Raw genomic sequence first — 20,739 nt, 5'->3', positions numbered from 1 at the left:
ATCCGCATCCACCCATCATGGCCAAAAAACCAACCCCTCACCCCTACGCCGACAAACTAACGTTCGATCGCATCATGCTCCTCATCGCCACATTAGTAAACCATCCCGGAATCGGACACTCGGACACCGAAACATCCGACAGTAAATATCACGATGCTTTACTAGAAGTTCAATCTCAATTACAGAAAATAGCAGCCGAATTCAACATCGAATTTCCCGAAAACTATCCCGCAACTCCCACAATTCGCAAAGATTTAGAAACTTTGCGCCGCTACGGAATCCTGGACAAACGAATGTATCGCTTTGGCTACTATCTCGGTACCGGCGCAATGAATCGCGAAGAACTACTATTCGCATTTCAAGCAATAGCATCTCAAGCCAAATATCAGGGAAATCCCCAAGCCCGCAAAATTTGTGAAAAACTCACTAAACTGTTGCGCGGATTAGATATCGAACTCAAAGGTCAATTGTTTTATCCCGTTCGCGAACACCTGAATCGTGCGATTATTTACACCGATCCGGTCGAAATGAGCGATCGCCAAGAATATCGGAATACCCTATTTCACAAATTAGATATCGTAGAAACAGCAATTGTTCGAGGCCAGGCGATCGAACTTTACCGTCAAGACGATTATTACGGTAAAGGCAAGGTCGGTTTCCGGCGAATTTGGCCCCTGCAACTGATCTATCACGATATCGCTTGGTACCTGATTTGCGAAGATTGCGAAAACGGACACTTAAGCGTAGAACGGGTGAATCGCTTTAGTGACTACTGCGAAATTATCGATTCAAAAGGGCGCGGTTTGGCCGTACAGGAACACCGTTTGAAAATAGCTCAAAAGTTGTTAAAAAACGGCTGGGGGCTGTTCTTGGGCAAGCCAGAGCAACAGCAGGCCGAATTGCAGGGTCAACTGAAGTTAGAAAAAGTGAAAGTGCGGTTTTTTGAGAAAGTAGTGGGATTTATTTTAGAGGGCGATCGGCGGCATCCGCGACAAAAGATTAAAGAAGGCCCAAGGGATAGTTTTGGCAAAGTGGTTTATGTGGATTATCAGATCGATTTGCCCGATCGCTCTCTGAACGAATTCAGTCTGTGGGTGAACAGATATATGGATAGCGCCCAAGTGCTTTCCCCGCCGAGTTTGGTAGAAAAACACCGACAAGCAGCCAGAGATTTAGCCGATCGCTACAGCTTGTAATCCTAGGGAGGGTTTCACCAACCATCAATGCCTAGGCCTAAAACCAACCATATCAAAAACCCTCCCCCACCCACGAACAATAGTTAGTTATGACTTGTTAATTATTCTGTCCTTGTTTCGCTGTACTGCATTTCTATTTTTAACGCCGTTTCGACTCTTTGATACTCCGCCTCAACCTCTTCTAAAAGCGCGCAGGCCGGATCAGGTAAAGGCTGGTTAGCATTTGTTCCGATGCGGCCCATGATTTCGAGTTCCTCGCACAGCTCAAACAAGCGAAAAGCACCGAGAGTACCGCTAATCGACTTTAAAGAGTGAGCCGATCGCCGCAAAGCCAGCGGATCGGCGTTGGACAGAGCCATAGAGATGCCTCGCAGCAGTTCGGGAGCTGTTTCGAGGTAAATCTCGATCGCCTCGTCCAAAGCTTCCACTTCTCGCAGTCCCTCTATAATCTTGGCACTCAGGGAATCGTGACTCTGTGACAAAGCCCGATCGAGATTTGATGCACCCCAATCGACGACTGCCTGCGAATTGGTAATTGTCAGTTGTGGATTTCCCGCAACAGCCACATTCGATCGCACTTGTAATTCACTCGTTCCTTCGATCTGTTCCGCCTGGGCATCCAAAGAAACAATCGGCTGCAGACGATCGAATGCGGAGTTCGATCGAGATTTACACCCGGTCAAAGCTCGAACCAACTGGTCAATGGCGATCGGCTTGCTCAAATAGTCGTCCATCCCCGCAGCCATACACTCTTCGCGATCGCCCTGCATCGCATTTGCCGTCATCGCCACAATCCAAGGCCTAGGTGGTTTTAGATTTTGGATTTTCGATTTTCGATTGTTAGATTCCTCGCCAGTCAATTTTGGATTTTGGATTCTGGATTTTCCATTATGAGATTGCTCATCTGTTGCGGAAACTTCTGATCCTCCCGTGGGATTTTTGGTCGCGTCTCGATTATGAGATTGCTCATTTGTTACGGAAACTTCTGATTCTCCCGTGGGATTTTCTAAAGTTAAATCTGCTGAAAATTGCTCGCGGATGTGGCGGGTAGTTTCCAGTCCGTCCATTTCCGGCATTTGCACATCCATCAGCACCACATCATAAGGCTGGCGGCGCAAAGCTTCGAGCACTTCGATACCGTTTCCCGCCACATCCGCGCGATACCCCATCCGCTGCAAAATTTGCAAAGCCACCTTCTGATTCACCAAATGATCGTCAGCCAACAGAATCCGCAGGGGTAAGTTCTCTGCCAGCACGGGTATGCTTTGCAAGAAAGCCCCGCTAGTGCGCTGCCCTTTAAATTCAGTTGTCTGTTCTCCAAAAATATTGATTAAAACATTGTAAAGCTGAGATTGTTTGATGGGTTTATTCAAAAAAGCAGCAAAATCCATCTCCATAGCAGGGGGGTGAATTTCTTGCCTGCCGATCGAAGTTAGCATCACTAACGGCAACCTTTCGCAATCAGGATACCGGCGAATTTGCGCCGCTAAAGCTAACCCGTCCATTTCCGGCATTTGCATATCCAAAACTGCCAAGTCAAACACCTCTTTAGCAGCCAGCCAATCTAAAGCCAAACTAGCCGAAGCTGAAGCCCTAGCCACCATTCCCCAAGACTGAGCTTGGAGAGTCAAAATTCTGCGGTTGGTAGCATTGTCATCGACAATTAAGACTCGCTTCCCAGCTAATTCAGGTTGAGAATTGCTCAAGTTAAGTGGTAAGGAATTCTTGCAGCCAGAAACGATCGTACTAAAATAAAAAGTAGAGCCAACGGATTTCGTATTTTGGCCGATCGGCTTGTTGCTGAGTACAGATTTGCCATAGCCATATTTTTCGGCAATTTCGCAAGATTCTGCCCATCCCAAATCAAAAACTGCCGATGATCTAAAATGGGCCGGAGGATTGCCCGCGACACTACCCATACTTTCCACCCACATCCGGCCGCCCATCATTTCGGCCAAACGCTTGCTAATTGCCAAACCCAATCCGGTACCGCCGTACTGTCGGCTCGTTGAAGAATCAACCTGACTGAAAGATTTAAATAGCCGATCCATGCGATCGCTCGGAATGCCAATACCGGTATCTTTGACCGCAAAATGTATTTCGTATGCTGGGTTAATTGCTACCGGTTCGCCAGCAATTAATGGCGGTTCTTTAGCCTTAGCCGCCGGCACTGAAATCTTTTTGGCAGTCACCGAAACCACCACTTCTCCAGCGTCGGTAAATTTAACCGCATTACTGAGCAAGTTGATTAAAATTTGCCTCAAGCGGGTGCTATCGCCGATCGCCGTTGCCGGTACTGTACGATCGATCAAGTAACCCACTTCCAGTTTTTTTTCTGCCGCCTTGGCAGCTACCAAGTCTAGAGATTCCTCAATGCAAGTGCGGATGTCAAACGGATGTTCCTCCAAGTCCAATTTGCCCGACTCAATTTTCGAGAAATCTAGAATATCGTTGATCAGCGTCAGCAAGGCATCGCCGCTGCTACGGATAGTTTCTACAAAATCGCGCTGTTCGCGAGTTAAGGGGGTATCCAGCAGCAAACCGGTCATGCCGATGACTCCATTCATCGGAGTACGAATTTCGTGGCTCATGGTGGCTAAAAATTCGCTTTTGGCTCTAGTAGCCGCCAGTGCTTGATCGCGAGCTTTTGCCAAATCTACGTCGGTTTGCTGGCGTTCGAGTTCGCTTCCCACCCACTGAGCCATCAGTTTCATCAACTCTCTGTCTACAGCTCGGAACGGTTCTGTCACAGGAGTCGGAGAAAAGAAGCACAGAGTGCCGTAAACTTCACCTGCTACAGTGACGGGAATGCCCATGTAAGCTTCGATTGGGAAGGCTCGATCGTGCGTGTTGAAGGAAAAACCCGAAAATCGCACCGACTCAAAGTAAATCGGTTCTTTTGCCATTGCCGTAGCGACGCAGAAAGTTTTTTCCAGATCATAGATTTGGTCTTTGACGATCGACCCGTCGGGACACTCAACAGCCATTATTTGATAGTTGTCGCCTTGAATGCAGGACAAAATTCCCACCGACAGGCCTAAATGCCGACATCCCATTCCCAGCAGTTCTTGGAGGCGCAAATCAAAGGTAGAGAGGTGGTTGAGCGGGTCTGTACGGGGAGCCGAAGTCACTTGGTACAAAGCTTTGATTGCAGCTTCGCTTTCTCGCAGTTCTTGTTCTGTTTGCTTCCGCACGCTGATGTCGCGGGAAATGCCGATAATTTCTTGGACTTCGCCGGTTTGGGGATCACTGATCGTGCGGCCGGTGGTTTCAAACCAAATGTATTTGCCGTCTTTGCGGCGGATGCGGTAGCTGACGGTGTAAGTAACTGGGAGCGCCAGGACTTTCCAGTGAGCTTTGGCAATGGTTTCTAAATCGTCGGGGTGAAAATAATCCTTGGGGACGCGGCCGATGAGTTCCGAAGGTTCGTATCCCAGCAAAGCCCTGCTGGCGGGCGAGACGTAAACAAACACGCCTGTGGGGTCGTGTCTGGTGATCATGTCGGTTGAGTTTTCGGCCATCAACCGATAGCGGTCTTCGCTTTCATTACGTTCGACTTGAGAATTGCCCAATGCTTCTAGCATTCGGTTGATGGCGTCGGCCAAGCTTGCGAGTTCATCTTCTCCGGCCATAGGAACTCTCAAGCTTGGATCGCCGTTGGCTGCGATGTTGCTGACGCTGGTGCTCAAGGAAGCCAATCTCGCCAAGACTAATTTTTCTAGCAACAGCAGGGTGATGGCGCTAAATATTAAACCTACTGCCAGTATTGATAAGGTAAACAGCTCCAAGGTGGCCTGACCTTGGCCGTAAATGATGCGATCTGTCTCTACTCGCAGCAGCAGCGCTAGGTTGCCGTGGATGTCGCGAATCAGGGCGTATCCTGCGACTAAGGTGTCGCTGAGTGGCTCGACTAAAATTTCTACTGATTTGAGGTTGGAAATTTTGAGTTTGACATTTTCCAACTCCTGCCTCGATCGAGCCATCGCCTTGGCGCTGTGCCCGAAGTAGTTCGCGGCTCCCACTTTAAAATCTAAGCTGGGCAATCTAAAATCCACTGACAGGTGAGTCAGTTCTGAAAGCAAACCTATTTCGCTGCTGTCGAGGTAGCGTCCCAAGATCAGCGTCCCCCGCGACGGGCCTTGGGCGTTGCTGTTGAAGATGGGCTTGGCGGCAATCAGCAGCCTGGCTTCTGGCAGGGTGAGAACGCCTGTTTTGGCGGCGGGACGATCGCCATCGACTGTCGATGAGTCTAGTAGCGCCTCGGTCAAGTGCTGTTTTAAGCTTTCGGGAATCGGGATTTCGGTTTGGGATTTAAGGTCGAAACCTTTGCTGAAGATCGTCTTACCGTTAGAGTCCAGCAGTACCAAGAAGTTTAGTCTCAAGTAAATAAATGTCGAATCGACGAAATTTGACTTGACAAAATTTTCGTTCCGTGTTTCGACGAAAGAGTAAGTATCGTCCCACTCGGCGTAATCTTGGGCGCTGGTGTCTAAATTCGACAAGTCATCATCTAATGCGTCCAAAGCCCGTGCGACATCCTGGCGGACGTACTGTGCCTCCAGGTTGTGAAAATCATGCAGCAAAATAGTTGATGCAGTGGCATAGAGAACCACAATCAGGCTGATCAGCGCTGCACCGATGATTAATAGTGTTTTTTTTCGGAGTTGCATGGCGTCGCCCTCCTCACGGTGCTACTAGGCAACTAGCCAGGAGAGGTTTGAGACGTAGGTTGTTTAGCATTGGCGATCGCAGGGCCTGCGTATTTGGACTTTTCTGGGCTGACTTGGCAAAGCCCTTGGTAGTTCCAAGGTATCCGGTATGTTGCCCCCCACAGTCAGTGTAGTATTTTCACAGCTTTAGTTCCCTATTATGAACAACCTATTACCTACAAGTTATAACCTGACGATCGGCCTCTTCAAAATAAACCGCCGATCGAACTCAAAACAGTTTGCGTTTGATACTGACGCAGCCAGGGCGGCGGGGGGTTGGTATAACAGGCGTGCTGGGTTGAGAACCCTCACTATTATTGTACCTAAAAAATATTGAGGAGAGAGCGGACTGGTAGGTCGAGTTTTCCCTGCCAAAAGGATCTCATTTCAATAGCTGTTTTGATTTTTGTCGTTTTATAGCAATCCTTGCCGGAGTAGTGCAATAAGCTTAAAAGCCTATCCAGCCTAGAAGCTTGAACGGCGTTCAACAATTGTGATAGCAGAGGCAAGGAATATCCGGCGACTTTTCATTTACATCCGAAAATAAAATATACAACTATCAAAAAAATCAGTTTTTTACTTTTCTATTTTGAATTAATCAAAACTGCTAATTAAGATTTATAAATTCACAGTTTCCACAATCCTCAACAAACTGGTAGGAACGGGTTTACCACTAACATTATTCAACAGTACCAACAAATTAATAAAAACCCATCCCCACTCCCCGATCAAATTCTTTACTAACATTAGTGCCTGATATCAGTAGAAACTCATATCAGGCACTATCGGCAATCCGATCGCAACTAAAGTCTTTTTTATCGGATGACGGCTAAAGCACCGGCGCCTGCTGCTGCTGCGGCCGAAGAAAGAGCGGTGAAAAACAGCCACCAAGAGGCAACTTCTGCTGCTTTCCGGGTTTCTTCGGCTTGTTTTTCGGCTTGCAGTTTGATGCTTTCGAGGCGAAGCTGCGCCTCTTGCTGCAAGCGTTCTGCTCTTTGCAATACGGTGTTGCGGCTTCTTTCAATTTGGTCGATCAAGCGGTTGGCATCTGCTTCGGAAATGTCCTCGCGAGAGCTCATTAATGCTACCAAAGTATCGCGGTTGAAATGACCAAGCCGATCGCGCAAAGCGTCAAATCCGGCTTGCGGATCGTCAAATAACTTCCGCACGTCCCGCGTAATGCCTTCGTAGTTGAGTTCAGGGCGATCGAGCGAATTGAGGTAATCCCGAATTTTTCCGAGAATCCCGTCAATTACGGACTGAATACCCTCCTGTATTTTCTGAATTTGCAGTGCGAACTCATCGCGCACCGACAAAATTCCATCGACAATGCGATTTGCTTCTGCTTCAGAAATATCCGGCCGCTGAGACAGCAGAGACACAACTGTAGCTCGATCGATGTGCGACAAGCGCTCGCCCAAACTGTAAGCGCCGACTTTCGGGTCATGCAGCAGCAGTTGCAAGTCGCGCTTGATGGCTTCTGGATTTAATTCATCCTTGCCCGTATTACGCAAATAATCTTCTAAAACACTCTGAAAATCGTGCACTTGGCTTTGCACCCGTTTTGCCAAACGGCGCGGCGCTTTCACAATCGATCCAAGAGTTTCCTGCACTTGGTCGATAATTTGATTGACTTGTTCCTCACTCAAATCTTGTCTCTGAGAAAGCAGTTTTACCAAAGTATCGCGATCGACTTGAGACAGGCGGCCACGCAGTGCTAAAGCTCCTTCTTTGGGATTTTCCAGCAGTTTTGTCAAATCCCGCTTAATCCCTTCAGGATTGAGTTCTGATTTGCCAGTATTGCGGAGGTAATCTGCAAGGGCGGTAGTGGTTTGGTCGTACTGATCCTTAGCTTTTTCGGCCAACTTTTGCGGCGCATGCAGCACGCCGTGCCAAGTTTCTTCGGTGCTGTCGAGAAGCTGATTTACTTGCTCTTCGCTGAGGTCTTTCCGCTGAGATAGCAATTTTACCAACGTTTGGCGATCGAACCTAGAAGCTCTAGCTCTCAGGGCCCACATTCCCGCTTCTGGGTTATCAAGCAGCGTTTTCAAATCGCGCTTGATGCCTTCAGGATTGAGTTCTTCTTTGCCCGTAGACTTCAAGTATTCTTGTACTCTTTGCCACTGGTTGTCTAGTCGGACTTGCGCTGCTTCTTGCAGACCTTTAGCATCTGCTAAAACTACATCTCGCGTCCTTTCTAACTCTTGAACAATCTGTTCTACTTCCTGGAATCCGAAGTTTTCGCGACCTCGGAGAATTTGCACAAAACTGTCGCGGGTGTAAGGAGAAAGCCGATCGCGCAACTGTTCGTAAGTAGCGTCGGAATCCTCTAATATTTTTTTAAAAGCGCTCCCGATACCTGCTGCTGTGAGTTCCTCTTTCGGCGTCAGCTTCAAATAAGTTTCTACCCGCCACTGCAAATCGCGAGATTTTTCTTGCTCCTCGGCAAAGATCACGGTTTGTAAAACGCGCTGTCTAATTGCTTCTAATTCCTGGGAAATTTCTTTAATTTTGTCTTGGGTAAAAACGCCTCTACTAGCCAGGATTTCGGCAAAATAAGACTGTTTTAGTTTTTCTAATTCCCGGCGCACAGTTCCCGGATCGGCTGTAGGATCGTAGAGAACGTCCCGAAATTCGCGCTCGATGGCTTGGGGGTTCATCTGCCACGAATAAGTGTTGAGTAGGTAGTTTTCTACGTCGGCACGAATTGGGCTGTAAGTTACGGGTTCGCCTTTGACTTGAGCGGTAATTTTATCAGTTTGCTGGGTAACTTTGTCTTTAGCTTCTTTGAGCTGACCGACTACTTTTTCAAGATCCAAGTCAGAAATATCTGTGCGACCCAATACTATTCCCATTAAAGCATTGACTGCCATTGTCGTTGCTTGGGACATCATGGTCGGGCTTTGTCCAGAGTTTTGACCGCTCAGATTGCTGAGAGCTTTTTCTACCCTACTTGCCAATTTATCTGAGACCAAATCTCCCGATTTGGCAGATTTGAGATAGTCTACTAATTGGGCGATGCCGTCTGATGGCTGCCCTTGTTTTCCTACTTGTTTCCAAGCATCTTGAAGTTGGTCTACAATCCGGTTAACGTCGCGTTTTGATAAGTCCGATCGCGAACTTACTAAATCTACGAGAGTTTGGCGATCGAGATTCGGCAAATTTTCGGCTGCAATGGTTTTTAGTTGCGGATCGTTAAGCAATTTTTCAAACTCGCTACGCATCCCTTTGATGTCTAATTCTGGCGGTTTGAGGCTTTGGATGTAGTCTTCGACGTTTTCGCGCAAGCTTGTGGGGTCGATCGCGCTACCCAATTCATGGCCCACTGCTGCTGCTGCTGCTTTGGCTGTGGCGACTACTTGATTGCTGGCTGCTTTGGCGCCGATGGCCGAGGCTGCGGTGCCGACAATGGCTTGAAAGCCTGATGTGGCGGTGTTGACGACGGAACCGATCAAAGAACCGACGGTGGTGGAACTCACCCAAACAAGCATTGAGAAATAGGTTGCCCACACGACTAAACCGACGATCGCACCTAAACCGGGACTGCTAATCAAGCTGAGCTTAACTGCTAGCAAGCAAGCAAAGAATAGGGCAATGGTGACGGTAACTAGCGTCCAAGTACCTACCTTTCGGCCGATGTGGCGGACTGGGGAGCTCCCGCTATCCGAGTGGTGGCCGTCGTCGTGGGATTGTCCCATGTACGAAAGGCCCGCAGCTACTGATAAATTTGTTAGCAAGAGTTGGAAAGCGCAGGCGAGTACGACTCCAGCTATCAAGGCGATAAAAAATTGTGGCCCGGAATAAAGGAGTGCTGCGTCTTCTGCTGTGTTTGTAGTAGTCTGATCTACTGGCACTTGGGCCAGCCAGAATCCGATGTTATACAGTTGTGGATTTATTGGCAAATTTTGATACATAGTATATTCCTCGTTAAGAGTGGGTGCGCGCGCTCATTGGCGCAAGTTAACCAATGTATAGTTTTAGACTCATGCCCCCAATGGCAAGCATCGCCTTATTGACGAGCTAAAGCATCCCCCTACAGTTGGAAGTGTAGAAATATGTCTGCGGCCGGCTGTCACTTTAGGAATATTTGTGCTATGTAAATTGGCAGTTGTGAAGTTGTTAGTTCTCAGGTATGAGTAAGGTGCGCTGTGGCGCATCCGAGATAGATGGTAGTAATGGTAAGTCGGATTAAAATAATGGCAGAGGAAAATCTTTGGTCGATCGATATTAAGAGTCGGCACAGAAGCCCAGACAAATTGTTCACAATTGATCTACCAATGCCATAGCAAATTAGCTTTCAAGGGATTCTATAGTGCAGCGAGAAAGTCATGCAATTATTATTGGTGGCAGTTTAGCAGGACTGTTGGCCTCTAGAGTATTAGCAAAACACTTCGACCGAGTAAGTATTGTTGAACGAGATTTTTTTCCAGAAAAACCCGCACCTCGCCCCGGGATTCCTCAATCTCGTCATCTTCACATCCTTTTAAATCGGGGGAAAATCATCCTAGAACAGTTGTTTCCCGGCTTGGAAAACGAACTGGTAGCTGCTGGTGTTCCTAGTTTAGATCCCAGGTCGATCGGGTGGTTTAGTCCGGCGGGTTGGGCCCCACAATTTAGCCCGGATCTCAATGATGTAATTATTTTCAGTCGGGATTTACTGGATTGGCAAATTCGCCGCCGCTTGGCTGAAAATACGAACGTGCATTTCCTCGAAGGAGGTACAGTAACGGGGTTTCTGGCAAATGCCTCGCGCGCGGAGATTGCTGGTGTATCGGTGCGTTTTCGCGCTCGCCACAACCCTGGTAACATCCATGCAGAGAATTTGTATGCAGATTTAGTAGTCGATGCTAGTGGCAAAGTTTCCAAAACACCTCAATGGTTGAAAAGTTTGGGCTGGGAACCTCCGCAAGAAACCGTTATCAATGCTTTTGTTGGCTATGCCAGCCGCATCTATAAATGCAGCGGTAAATTGTCAGACACTGCGCCAGTATTTGTGTCAACCGCACCGCCATTTCGCACCCGTGGCGGTGCAATTTTCCCGATCGAAGGCAATCGCTGGCTGGTGAGTGTCGCCGGGGGCGATCGCGATTATCCCCCCACAGACGAAGCAGGTTTTGTAGAATTTGCGCGCAGTCTGCCAACCCCGACAATTTATCATGCGATTAAAGACGCAGAAGCCATCACACCAGTTTATAGCTATCGAGGTACAGAAAATCGTTTGCGACACTACGATCGCCTCTCCCGTTATCCTGAAAATTTGGCAGTTATCGGTCATGCAGTTTGCGCTTTCAACCCGGTTTATGGCCAGGGAATGACCGTTGCTGCACTGGATGCTCAGATGCTAGATGGATGTTTGCAAAAGCAAAGAGAGCGGTATCCAGAAGGCGATTTAACAGGCTTTGGGCGACAATTTCAAGAAAAACTAGCAAAATTACACACTATTCCTTGGACGTTTGCTATCAGTCAGGATTCCCGCTATCGGGGAAGTGAAGGTGCAAAACTAAACCTTGCTACGCGGCTGACAATTGATTACATGGATCTGGTGTTAAAAGTGCTGGTCGGAGATGCTAAAGTTTGTCAAGCATTTTTGGAAGTTCTGCACATGATTGAGTCGCCGGCTGTACTTTTTCATCCCAGTATTGCGCTGAAGGCGATCGGGCAATTAGTCACTGGAAGGCAGAAGCAAAATTAATATAAAGAGTTTATAAGCTGTTGTGGATTTAATTTGTATGTTGAGGGCGGGCTTTCCTGGCCAACCCCTACTATCCACAAGAAAAAAATTATTTTACTATGCAATTTAAATGCGGATTAGCTTACAGAATCAGGTTATTTTGGCAAATTATATTTTTACCCCCCCGAGGAAGGAAGATAAATGCAGATGAATTTCTATTCATCTGCATTTATTTAAGCTGATATTATGTCCGCTTGAACCTGGATGATAAAAAAGATGACTTTTGCGACTGCCGTTTTCGGATATTTCACGTAATTAAGATGGGTAAAATCCGATTTAGTACCCCAATTGTCGGTTTTTGAAATACATCATTAGATTTATTTCAAAAAATGTTTGTACTCACGACTTACCCACAGGACTCAAGAAACCAGTTTTTTTACCCATAGCCCTCGCGCTTCACGCTATATTCTCGTAAAAAAAATCGGTTTATGCAGCATAGAATAATCTAGACTTGTGCAATTGTCACTTGCCAGCCAAACAATCTAATTGTTGTTGCATTTGGGTGGTAACTCGATCGAAACAAGCATCAACATAATCGCGATCGCGCGCCGCCTCCGAACCATACCTCTCAAATACAATCGGTTCGCAGACGCGAGTCCGAATTTGCACGGGTAAAGGCAGGTTTGGCAAAGGCCCAATACTCAATCCCCAAGGCAATCCCAAATACACCGGAAATACCACCGGATCGATGCCCAACAACCACGGCATCCCCCATTCATGCAATTGCTTAACTTGTTCGTACAAATCTGCCAAAACTATCAAAGTATCGTGGGCACCGTGCGATATAATTGGTAAAATTGGCACTTCTTCTCGCAATGCTAATTTGATAAATCCCTTGCGTCCCGCAAAGTAGATTCGATCGCGCAAATGGTGGGGGCGAAAAACATCTTGGGCGCCGCCCGGATAGACGAGAACTGCAGCATTTTTGCGTAAAGCTGCGATCGCCATTTTTGGATGTGCCTGGAGGGCACCACACTCAACCCCCATACTAGCAATCTCTGGGGAAACCTTCCATACTGTGGGGTGCATCAATCCGTAGGCCAAGCGTTCCGTGCCGTACCTGCGGAACCATTCGTATAGGAACATAAACATATCGGGAGCGGCGAGTCCCCCGTTGTGAGAACCAACCACGAGCATTTTTCCGCTGGCCGGTACGTGGTGCCAGCCGTCGCTTTGTACGCGAAAATAGTAGCGGTACAGCCATTCCCAAACTGGCAACCAGAGCTCAATGAAGTCGGGATTGCGATCGTCTAAAGATAGACCGTCAAAGGGATAGTTAGAGGATTTGCCGTCTTTTTTGTTAGTAGTTATTGTCACTGCAAAAATATTTAACGCTTTGGTCATTATATAGCAGAAGGAAGAAAGCTTTAACTCTCGAAGAGAGAAGGCTTTAGTTATTTGGGCAAGAAAGAAGAAGGGAGGAGATTAGTTGGGCTTTTACTCTCATTGTGCGTGCGCTAATCGCTATCGCCATGCGAGAAAAATATTTTTCCTATCATTAATATGCTCCCATTCCGAAGGAATCTACCGCATGAGTTTTAGCAAGTGAAAACTTCATAAACATCGAGTGCGGTTGCTATAGGAATATAATTAAATCAGAATGGACGCAAATATTTGGTTTCTGATTTGAGCGGGCTGCTTTTGTTCAGAGGTTTTGTGCTGGTTGTCTCCACAGGAACAAAACCGTTTGCCCTCAGCTACAGCAACTGTCGTTGAGGGCGGGGCGGCTTTAGCCACAAAAACACAACTGTGCCCCAAGCCGATAAGTTTCCGTTTTGGAAGATTTTATCAAATTGACGCCCGCCATCGGGTCAATGCTAGCGATTTGCGCTGTTTGCCACAATTTTAATAGTCCTGGACGCACGTACTACGATTTTCTGTCCGAAGATAAAGTAGTGAAGCAATCTCAAACCCTTGATTTAACGCCCTTGAGTGCCTAAGCCCTGTTTAAGTAAGGTACGATCGACAGTTGAGTTATGTGAGCGATCGAAGAACTGTATCCGGCTTCCGACACCCCACTACGACGATGGGGTCGATCGCGCCAATCGCCTGTCACTGAGAATCTGGGAGGATCTACAGCACAATCTCGCTCTCGAATCTGCCAAGAATTCACCTGAAATGTAGCCCCATATTACTCAACTGCAACAACTGACAGCTAAATGGTTTAACGAACACCTGACAAGATATTGGCGGATAACACATGACTTGGATTCCTAGCAAACTGTCCCGCATTTAAACTGTTAACTGTTGACTGTTGACTTTGCTGCTCTTCCATTCCCCGACTCGGACACTCTCGCCTTCTCCCTCCCCCGCTCTGCCATAATGAGTCATTTATCGGCGTAGCAGCTTTATTTGTCTTCGCTCAACTCACCAAACATTAAATAATATAAATAAAACTTGACTTGCGGTCATAAAAAAGTTATATAAAGATTTTTTGTGGAAGATAAATGGATTTTTTTGCTATATTGACCTGCAATTAAGATAATGATTGTGGTTAAGTGAGGATTTGAACGGATGAAAAACTTGAATTGCTGGAATAAACCCGCTGCATTGCTGGGCGCGATCGCGATCGTAGCCGGAAGTTTGCAGGCGAATGCCATCGGTGTTGCCGCCCCATCAACATCCACTGTCAGTCAAGATGCTGAAAATATTTCCTTTGAAGATAGCGCGACCTTTCAAATAGCCCAGGCTGGCAACCTTTGTCGCCAAGTCACTCCCAAAGAAGGTTTGACCGTTCGCCAGAACCCAGACCCCAAATCCCCTAGAGTTGGCGGGGTACCACTTAATACTCAGGTAATGCTTTCCCAAGGCGCTACTTCTGTTAAAGCCTCCGACGGTCGCCTCTGGATTCAAATTACCGCTCCCGTCACAGGGTATGTGGCTAGCGGATATCCCAACAACGAGGCTAATTTAGGTTCGTGCACGACAGCCAGCACCACAATTAGTCAAACTCCTTCCCCAAGGCCGGCAGCGACACCTGCACCGGCACCTGCACCGGCACCTGCAGCGACGCCAGCACCGGCACCGACACCAAGTCCAAGTCCAGCACCGGCACCAGCACCAGCACCAGCACCAGCACCAGCACCAGCACCAGCACCAGCACCAGCACCAGCACCAGCACCAGCACCGGCACCAGCACCAGCACCAGCACCAGCACCAGCACCAGCACCAGCACCAGCACCAGCACCAGCAACGGGCCCCGTAAGTCTGTGCCGGCAAGTAGAACCTCGCGTAGCCCCGAGGGGTCTAGCTATCCGCACCGAGCCTTCCAAGACTTCTGTGGTTAAAGGCGGTGTAGCGGCTAACGGTCAAGTAACGCTTGTGCCGAATTTCCAGTTAGTGAGAGATAAGAATGGAGAAGACCGCAATTGGGTTGAGATTTCAGCCCCTGTGGCCGGATTCATCTCGGCTGGAAATTTGATCATGTGCAAGTAAACTTGTGAGTTTGATCGCTCTTTTTGACTAAAAGAGCGATCAACACCAAAAATAGTTTTAAGATTGTCGCGCAGCCAGGGAACAACGCCGAGCCCAGACTGCTTCTGGGACTTACGAATCAATAACTTATTTCTATCGGGAAGCAGCGGTAGCCAATCTTTATCAGCTTCTTTTTTTCGTGAGTGGCGTCAAGTCCTAGCTTGGTTCCTGGCAACGCACGCGGGATGAATGAATTTAAGCAAAAAGCCGATCGACCTTTCTACTGACAGCGGCCGCTTGCCGAATATTGGTGTCCGCGATTTGGTTGACACTTCGATTGTCGGCCAATCCAGACAATTTCCCACTTATTTTGCCTGATTCTGAGTTCGATGCGGTGTCGCATTGCAGCAACAGAATCGTCAGCTAAACCGACGACGGTTTGGACAATTACCGCTGTTTCTCGCGTGGGATATTCAACCGAAATTTGGTCGCTTTTTCTGCCTTCAGATTCTTGGTCACTGCTAAAGAGTTTTGCTGCGATATCTTTGGGATTGGAGACGGTAATTTTGCGATCGGCAAGGAATTGTTTAGTGTTAATTGCTTCGTAGTTCGATCGGGCGGCGGCCTGCCCCATTGCTGCGATGGGAATTTGGATGCAGGCGAAAACAGCTAGGAAAAAGAGGGATCGCTTGACAATTGATTGGTTCATTAGGCTGCAGATTGTGCCAGAAATTTTTGTCTTCGAGATGCGTAAGCCGCCAAATCTGCCTCGGTGAATTGAGTTTGCTGCCATGAGGGACGCGACATTAGTCGATCGCACCAACCTTGAATTTTAGGATAGCCGTCTAGGGACACACCAACCCAAGATAGCAAGGGCACGACGGTGCCGGCAACGCACTCGGCAAAGGTAACAGTGTTGCTAGCGAAAAAAGGGCGATCGTCCAGCAAGCCTTCAAAGAATTTCAGCACAGTATCGACTTTTTCCTTAGCCTTTTCGATTTCCTGCGCTGGGGGAGTTCCCCGTCCCATTTTTTCACTGGTTAGGGGGTAAATTTGCGGTATAAGTTCGTTAACTGTGACCAACTCTACCATTCTCACAACTGCCAAATCTTTCGGTTCTTTTGGCAGCATTGCCGGTTCGGGATACTTCGTTTCTAGATAGTCAAGAATTGCTAGAGACTCGACGACAGTGAAGTCATCATCCACCAAAACAGGGATGCGGTGAAAAGGATTTATTGCCACAAATTCAGGCTGCAAGTGATCGCCGTCCAAGTGGATTTCTACTACTTCAAAGTCGAGGTTTTTTTCTAAGAGGGCGGTCCAGACGCGGCGGGAGTTGGGGGAAATTGGGGTGTGGTAAAGTTTCATAATTGGTGTGCCTGGTTATTCAGAGGTAATAAAAGCCACATTTTGATTATGCACCTTAACTGTCATTTGATTTATTCTCTCCAACTTTGTCCTCTCCAGTTTCACCGTCTCCACTATCGTCTAAATTTTTACTTTCATCTGAAACTTCATAATTATCCATAATTTCGAGCAATAAATGCTTTAAATTCTTATCCGGTGGTCGTTTCTCAAATTCTGCGTGCGTGTAAATCCACAGCAACACAACTTCTTGTTTTGTAATATCTAACAAATATATAAGTCGCCCCTGTTCAGCGGCTCCGCGAAGCTGAGGCATTTTAAACTCCAGCTTCCACAATTCTAATCCATCACGGCTAGAGCCTTGAGGCCAAGGCTCTAAATGTCCCAACGGTGGACGGGGACGGGGGTCAATACTCAAAAATTTGATAAATTTTTGGATTAATTCGACAAATTTTACTAATCCTGCCTGATTTTTACGATAGCGATCGCGGATCAGTTTTTGCTGACTTCTCTCAAAGTTATTCGAGAGCTTGATTTGAAATTGCTCTGATCCGTTCACACGCCTCCTCCGCCGTCATTGCCTCGCTAGTTTCCCACCCTGCAAAAGTTTCCTCCAGGGCTTCGGATAGTGCTTTTTGATAAGCAATATCTTCCCGTTCTACTCCACTCAAAATCGCATTAATAAGTCTATTAAAGGCGTTAATATAAGCTACAAAACTATCTAGTTCACCTTTAAGTACAATCCAAGGTAAAGTGATAGCCAAAGAAAAAACCCCCACAAATTTAAGCAACCTTTCTTTAATTCCTTGAGGGGGTTCAATGAAAGCATAGGCAAAAACTTTGAGTAATTCTTGCGTTTCAGCAGGAATTTTTTCCCAACGGTCTTCAATTTTTACAGCTAAATTGTTTGCTTTTTGAGCCAGTTCCCAAAACTTTGAAGCGCTGGACGTGCGGGGGTGAAATATCTGCCGAATTTCGCTGGGGCTAATTGTGATAGTGGCTGACATTTACCTGACCTCTTGCGATGCGATCGCTTTACTGATACTCACTCATTCTTAGTATATCAGTCAGGCCCTAAAAAAAATTGAGCTTTCATTACCAGTAGACAGGTAATTATGAAAAAGGCGGGCCCTAAAGCCCGCCCCATCAAACGATCGACTTAGTAATCGAAGTCGCCGCCGCCCATGCCGCCGCCAGCGCCAGCAGCAGCAGCGCCATCCTTCGGTTCAGGCTTGTCAACGACGATACACTCGGTTGTCAGCACCATACCAGCAATAGATGCGGCATTTTGCAGAGCAGAACGAGTCACCTTCGCAGGGTCAACGATACCAGCTTCAAACATATCGACAAACTCATTTGTCGCTGCGTTGAAACCAACGTTGAACGGCTTTTCTTTGACGCGCTCAGCAATCACAGCGCCATTCAAACCAGCATTTTCAGCAATCCGCTTCAGAGGAGCAGCCAAAGCCCGTGCCACAATCAAAGCACCGGTCAATTCTTCGCCCTTCAGGCTGCTGTTAGCCCACTCTTCTAATTGAGGAGTCAGGTGAGCCAAAGTTGTACCGCCGCCAGGAACAATTCCTTCTTCAACAGCAGCTTTGGTAGCGTTGATCGCATCTTCAAGACGCAGTTTGCGATCCTTCATTTCTGTTTCGGTAGCCGCGCCGACTTTGATCACTGCGACGCCACCAGCCAATTTGGCCAAACGTTCTTGCAGCTTTTCTTTGTCGTAGGAAGACTCGGTTTCGTCCATTTGACGGCGAATTTGTTCGCAGCGGGACTTGACGGCGGCTTCGTTACCTTCGGCAACAATTGTCGTGCTGTCTTTGGTGATGGTGATGCGGCGGGCTTTGCCGATCATGTCGAGCTTGGTGTTTTCCAGTTTCAAACCGGCATCTTCGGTGATTAGTTGACCGCCGGTCAATACGGCGATATCTTCTAACATGGCTTTGCGTCGATCGCCAAAACCGGGTGCTTTAACAGCAGTCACGTTCAACACACCGCGCAGTTTGTTGACAACGAGGGTAGCTAGAGCTTCTTTCTCAATGTCTTCTGCAATGATCAACAGCGGGCGGCCGGAACGAGCTACTTGTTCGAGCACGGGTACTAAATCTTGTACCAGAGCAATTTTCTTGTCTGTCAGCAAGATGAAGGGTTCTTCGAGAATCGCTTCCATCCGCTCAGTGTCGGTGACGAAGTAGGGAGAAATGTAGCCTTTGTCGAAGCGCATCCCTTCGGTGATTTCCAATTCGGTGGTCATAGACTTCCCTTCTTCCAGGGAAATCACGCCTTCCTTGCCCACCTTGTCCATTGCGTTAGCAATCATTTGGCCGACTTCATCGTCGTTACCAGCAGAGATGGAGCCGACTTGAGCGATGGCTTTGGAATCTTCTACTTGTTTGGCGTGTTCGGCAATTTTTTCTACCAAAAACGTCGTTGCTTTGTCAACACCGCGCTTGAGGGCGATCGCATTTGCGCCGGCTGCTACGTTACGCAGACCTTCTTTGACCATTGCGTGAGCCAAAACGGTAGCAGTTGTGGTACCGTCGCCTGCTGCGTCGTTGGTTTTGGAAGCTGCTTGACGGATCAGGGCAACGCCTGTATTTTCTACGTGGTCTTCTAGTTCGATTTCTTTGGCGATGGTAACACCGTCATTAACAATCTGAGGAGCTCCGAATTTCTTTTCTAGAACCACGTTACGGCCTTTGGGGCCGAGGGTTACGGCCACTGCTTCGGCCAAAATGTCCATACCGCGTTCGAGGGCGCGACGTGCATTTTCGTTGTAGATGATACGCTTAGCCATAGTTTTTGGGGATTTGAGGGTTTGAGATTTTGGATTGGGGATTATGGATTTTAGTCATTTGTCCCGTGTCATTAGTTGTTTGGCGGCGTTCGCTTTAAACTAATGACTGATGACTAAGGACTGATGACTAATGATTAATTAGTTAACGATCGCCAGAATGTCTTTTTCTGCAAGCAAGACGTATTCGTCTGTGCCGAGTTTGATGTCGGTGCCGGCGTATTTCGAGTAGAGAACTTTGTCGCCGACTTTGACTTCCATTTCAGTGCGGCTGCCGTCGTCATTGCGCTTGCCAGGGCCCACGGCCGCGACTTCGCCTACTTGGGGCTTTTCTTTCGCTGTGTCGGGCAGAAGGATGCCGCCGGCGGTTTTTTCTTCGCTAGCGCTTACTTTTACGAACACGCGCTCGCCTAACGGTTTAACGGTAGAAACACTCAGTGATACTGCTGCCATAAATAAATCTCCAGATTACAGATTGTCGTCAGTCAGTCGTCAGGGGTCACGATGAAAGCAACAGCGGACTACTTACAACTGACATATTAGCACTCTCGACTCCTGAGTGCTAATTTAGCTTTAGTCAGGGTCGATCGCAACTTAGTTGTCAGTACGGGTTCCCGAACCGAGCATGAGTTGGAGGCAAGGAGAGGGCGGAGTGGGGGCTGTGGTGAAGACTTTCGATCGCTAACCAATTACTTTTGATTGATGAAGACAATGACAGAAAATAACGAGGAATCTTGTAGCCAAGGCTTGAGCGCTTGCGTCCAAAGCCTGGGAATCGATCGAATCGAGCGGCATATTTTTATCTGTGCCGACCAAACCGTGCCCAAGTGCTGCGATCGGCAAACCAGTCTGGAGGCGTGGAATTACTTAAAAAAACGCTTGCAAGAATTGGGGTTGGACAAGCCAAGTGCCACTCGACCAACCTGCGTCTTTCGCACGAAAGCCAATTGCCTGCGAGTGTGCGCGTCTGGCCCGATTATGGTAGTCTATCCAGACGGAGTGTGGTATCGCGACGTTACTCCACCCGTCATTGAGAGAATTATTCAGGAACATCTCCTAAACTCAAAGGTCGTTCAAGAATACGCTTTCTTAACTCATCCTTTGCCTGTGCCTTCTGAGACCCAGCCAAACATTTAAGTATAGCGCTGTTTAAAGTACAGGGTTATAGGTAAAGTGTTAAATTTAAGGTTAAGGGTGAGAATTTGAGACAGTTTGGCGTCCGGGCGATCGCACCTGCTACAGCTCAATAAAACTGTAGTTAGGTTCTTGTCTTCCTGGTGCGGCTTCCCGTGTTCCTTGTGTTTCTCAAAAGGTACAGTAAAAAAAATCGATCCGAGGAACTGTGAAATTTTGTGCAAAAATTTCTCAGTGGCAGACACTAAGCAGGTTGCCAAACTACACTAGAAGCAGTTAAATACGTAAGTAGGGAGTCTGCTTAAATTTCTCTATATCAGAAGTATCATTTAAAACCGGGGCATTAACCTGAAATTGAACCGATCGAGATTAACTATTTAACTTGGGCTC

Annotated in this window: 14 protein-coding genes; 4 read left to right on the top strand and 10 right to left on the bottom strand. The window is 47.6% G+C overall.

Annotated elements, in window-relative coordinates; translation table 11 throughout:
- The first annotated feature begins 17 nt into the window (after positions 1 to 17).
- Positions 18 to 1,196: a WYL domain-containing protein gene (locus tag QUA25_RS13315; protein ID WP_333038468.1), complete on the top strand. Its 1,179-nt coding sequence runs from the start codon at positions 18 to 20 to the stop codon at positions 1,194 to 1,196.
- A 101-nt stretch (positions 1,197 to 1,297) separates the two neighbouring features.
- Here QUA25_RS13315 and QUA25_RS13310 read toward each other — a convergent pair whose 3' ends face one another.
- Both QUA25_RS13310 and QUA25_RS13305 read right to left on the bottom strand, forming a co-directional pair.
- Positions 1,298 to 5,866: a response regulator gene (locus QUA25_RS13310; RefSeq protein ID WP_333038466.1), complete on the bottom strand. Its 4,569-nt coding sequence runs from the start codon at positions 5,864 to 5,866 to the stop codon at positions 1,298 to 1,300.
- A gap of 854 nt (positions 5,867 to 6,720) precedes the next feature.
- Positions 6,721 to 9,819 (bottom strand): MFS transporter, encoded by a 3,099-nt coding sequence (locus QUA25_RS13305; RefSeq protein ID WP_333038462.1) that lies wholly within the window; start codon positions 9,817 to 9,819, stop codon positions 6,721 to 6,723.
- A gap of 398 nt (positions 9,820 to 10,217) precedes the next feature.
- Here QUA25_RS13305 and QUA25_RS13300 point away from each other — a divergent pair, with 398 nt between their 5' ends.
- On the top strand, positions 10,218 to 11,597 hold the full coding sequence (locus QUA25_RS13300) for a 2-polyprenyl-6-methoxyphenol hydroxylase-like oxidoreductase (protein WP_333038460.1): 1,380 nt from the start codon (positions 10,218 to 10,220) through the stop codon (positions 11,595 to 11,597).
- Between the two features lie 501 nt (positions 11,598 to 12,098).
- On the opposite strand, the gene QUA25_RS13295 is transcribed toward QUA25_RS13300, so the two are convergent.
- On the bottom strand, positions 12,099 to 12,980 hold the full coding sequence (locus tag QUA25_RS13295; RefSeq protein WP_333038458.1) for a glycerol acyltransferase: 882 nt from the start codon (positions 12,978 to 12,980) through the stop codon (positions 12,099 to 12,101).
- A gap of 592 nt (positions 12,981 to 13,572) precedes the next feature.
- Entirely contained in the window at positions 13,573 to 13,749 is a 177-nt protein-coding gene (locus QUA25_RS13290; protein WP_333038456.1) for a hypothetical protein, read from the bottom strand.
- Positions 13,750 to 14,150: 401 nt separating this feature from the next.
- Between QUA25_RS13290 and QUA25_RS13285 the strand changes: the two genes are divergently transcribed.
- Positions 14,151 to 15,071, top strand: coding sequence for an SH3 domain-containing protein (locus tag QUA25_RS13285; RefSeq protein WP_333038453.1), 921 nt, complete (start codon positions 14,151 to 14,153; stop codon positions 15,069 to 15,071).
- Positions 15,072 to 15,330: 259 nt separating this feature from the next.
- On the opposite strand, the gene QUA25_RS13280 is transcribed toward QUA25_RS13285, so the two are convergent.
- From QUA25_RS13280 to groES, 6 genes are all read right to left on the bottom strand, one after another.
- Positions 15,331 to 15,759: a hypothetical protein gene (locus tag QUA25_RS13280; protein WP_333038451.1), complete on the bottom strand. Its 429-nt coding sequence runs from the start codon at positions 15,757 to 15,759 to the stop codon at positions 15,331 to 15,333.
- Positions 15,759 to 16,418: a glutathione S-transferase family protein gene (locus QUA25_RS13275; RefSeq protein ID WP_333038448.1), complete on the bottom strand. Its 660-nt coding sequence runs from the start codon at positions 16,416 to 16,418 to the stop codon at positions 15,759 to 15,761. The genes QUA25_RS13280 and QUA25_RS13275 overlap by 1 nt, the downstream gene beginning before the upstream one ends.
- Before the next feature lie 55 nt (positions 16,419 to 16,473).
- Entirely contained in the window at positions 16,474 to 16,974 is a 501-nt protein-coding gene (locus tag QUA25_RS13270; protein WP_333038446.1) for a hypothetical protein, read from the bottom strand.
- Positions 16,934 to 17,422, bottom strand: a complete 489-nt coding sequence (locus QUA25_RS13265; protein WP_333038444.1) for a hypothetical protein — start codon at positions 17,420 to 17,422, stop codon at positions 16,934 to 16,936. The genes QUA25_RS13270 and QUA25_RS13265 overlap by 41 nt, the downstream gene beginning before the upstream one ends.
- A 152-nt stretch (positions 17,423 to 17,574) precedes the next feature.
- Positions 17,575 to 19,218, bottom strand: coding sequence for a chaperonin GroEL (gene groL / locus QUA25_RS13260; protein WP_015174510.1), 1,644 nt, complete (start codon positions 19,216 to 19,218; stop codon positions 17,575 to 17,577).
- Positions 19,219 to 19,356: 138 nt separating this feature from the next.
- Positions 19,357 to 19,668, bottom strand: coding sequence for a co-chaperone GroES (groES, locus tag QUA25_RS13255; RefSeq protein WP_006633072.1), 312 nt, complete (start codon positions 19,666 to 19,668; stop codon positions 19,357 to 19,359).
- Positions 19,669 to 19,926: 258 nt separating this feature from the next.
- Here groES and QUA25_RS13250 point away from each other — a divergent pair, with 258 nt between their 5' ends.
- Positions 19,927 to 20,352, top strand: a complete 426-nt coding sequence (locus QUA25_RS13250) for a ferredoxin (protein WP_333038440.1) — start codon at positions 19,927 to 19,929, stop codon at positions 20,350 to 20,352.
- Positions 20,353 to 20,739: the final 387 nt, after the last annotated feature.

This window comes from Microcoleus sp. Pol17C6 (genome assembly GCF_036701145.1).
In the GTDB taxonomy this organism is placed as follows: domain Bacteria; phylum Cyanobacteriota; class Cyanobacteriia; order Cyanobacteriales; family Microcoleaceae; genus Microcoleus.
This window is presented reverse-complemented; position numbering and strand designations above follow the sequence as displayed.

Coding starts and splice junctions, on each gene's coding strand:
- QUA25_RS13315 (WP_333038468.1), top strand. CDS start 18: ATGGCCAAAAAACCAACCCCTCACCCCTACGCCGACAAACTAACGTTC.
- groL (WP_015174510.1), bottom strand. CDS start 19,218: ATGGCTAAGCGTATCATCTACAACGAAAATGCACGTCGCGCCCTCGAA.
- QUA25_RS13275 (WP_333038448.1), bottom strand. CDS start 16,418: ATGAAACTTTACCACACCCCAATTTCCCCCAACTCCCGCCGCGTCTGG.
- QUA25_RS13295 (WP_333038458.1), bottom strand. CDS start 12,980: ATGACCAAAGCGTTAAATATTTTTGCAGTGACAATAACTACTAACAAA.
- QUA25_RS13280 (WP_333038451.1), bottom strand. CDS start 15,759: ATGAACCAATCAATTGTCAAGCGATCCCTCTTTTTCCTAGCTGTTTTC.
- QUA25_RS13285 (WP_333038453.1), top strand. CDS start 14,151: ATGAAAAACTTGAATTGCTGGAATAAACCCGCTGCATTGCTGGGCGCG.
- QUA25_RS13310 (WP_333038466.1), bottom strand. CDS start 5,866: ATGCAACTCCGAAAAAAAACACTATTAATCATCGGTGCAGCGCTGATC.
- QUA25_RS13265 (WP_333038444.1), bottom strand. CDS start 17,422: ATGTCAGCCACTATCACAATTAGCCCCAGCGAAATTCGGCAGATATTT.
- QUA25_RS13305 (WP_333038462.1), bottom strand. CDS start 9,819: ATGTATCAAAATTTGCCAATAAATCCACAACTGTATAACATCGGATTC.
- groES (WP_006633072.1), bottom strand. CDS start 19,668: ATGGCAGCAGTATCACTGAGTGTTTCTACCGTTAAACCGTTAGGCGAG.
- QUA25_RS13250 (WP_333038440.1), top strand. CDS start 19,927: ATGACAGAAAATAACGAGGAATCTTGTAGCCAAGGCTTGAGCGCTTGC.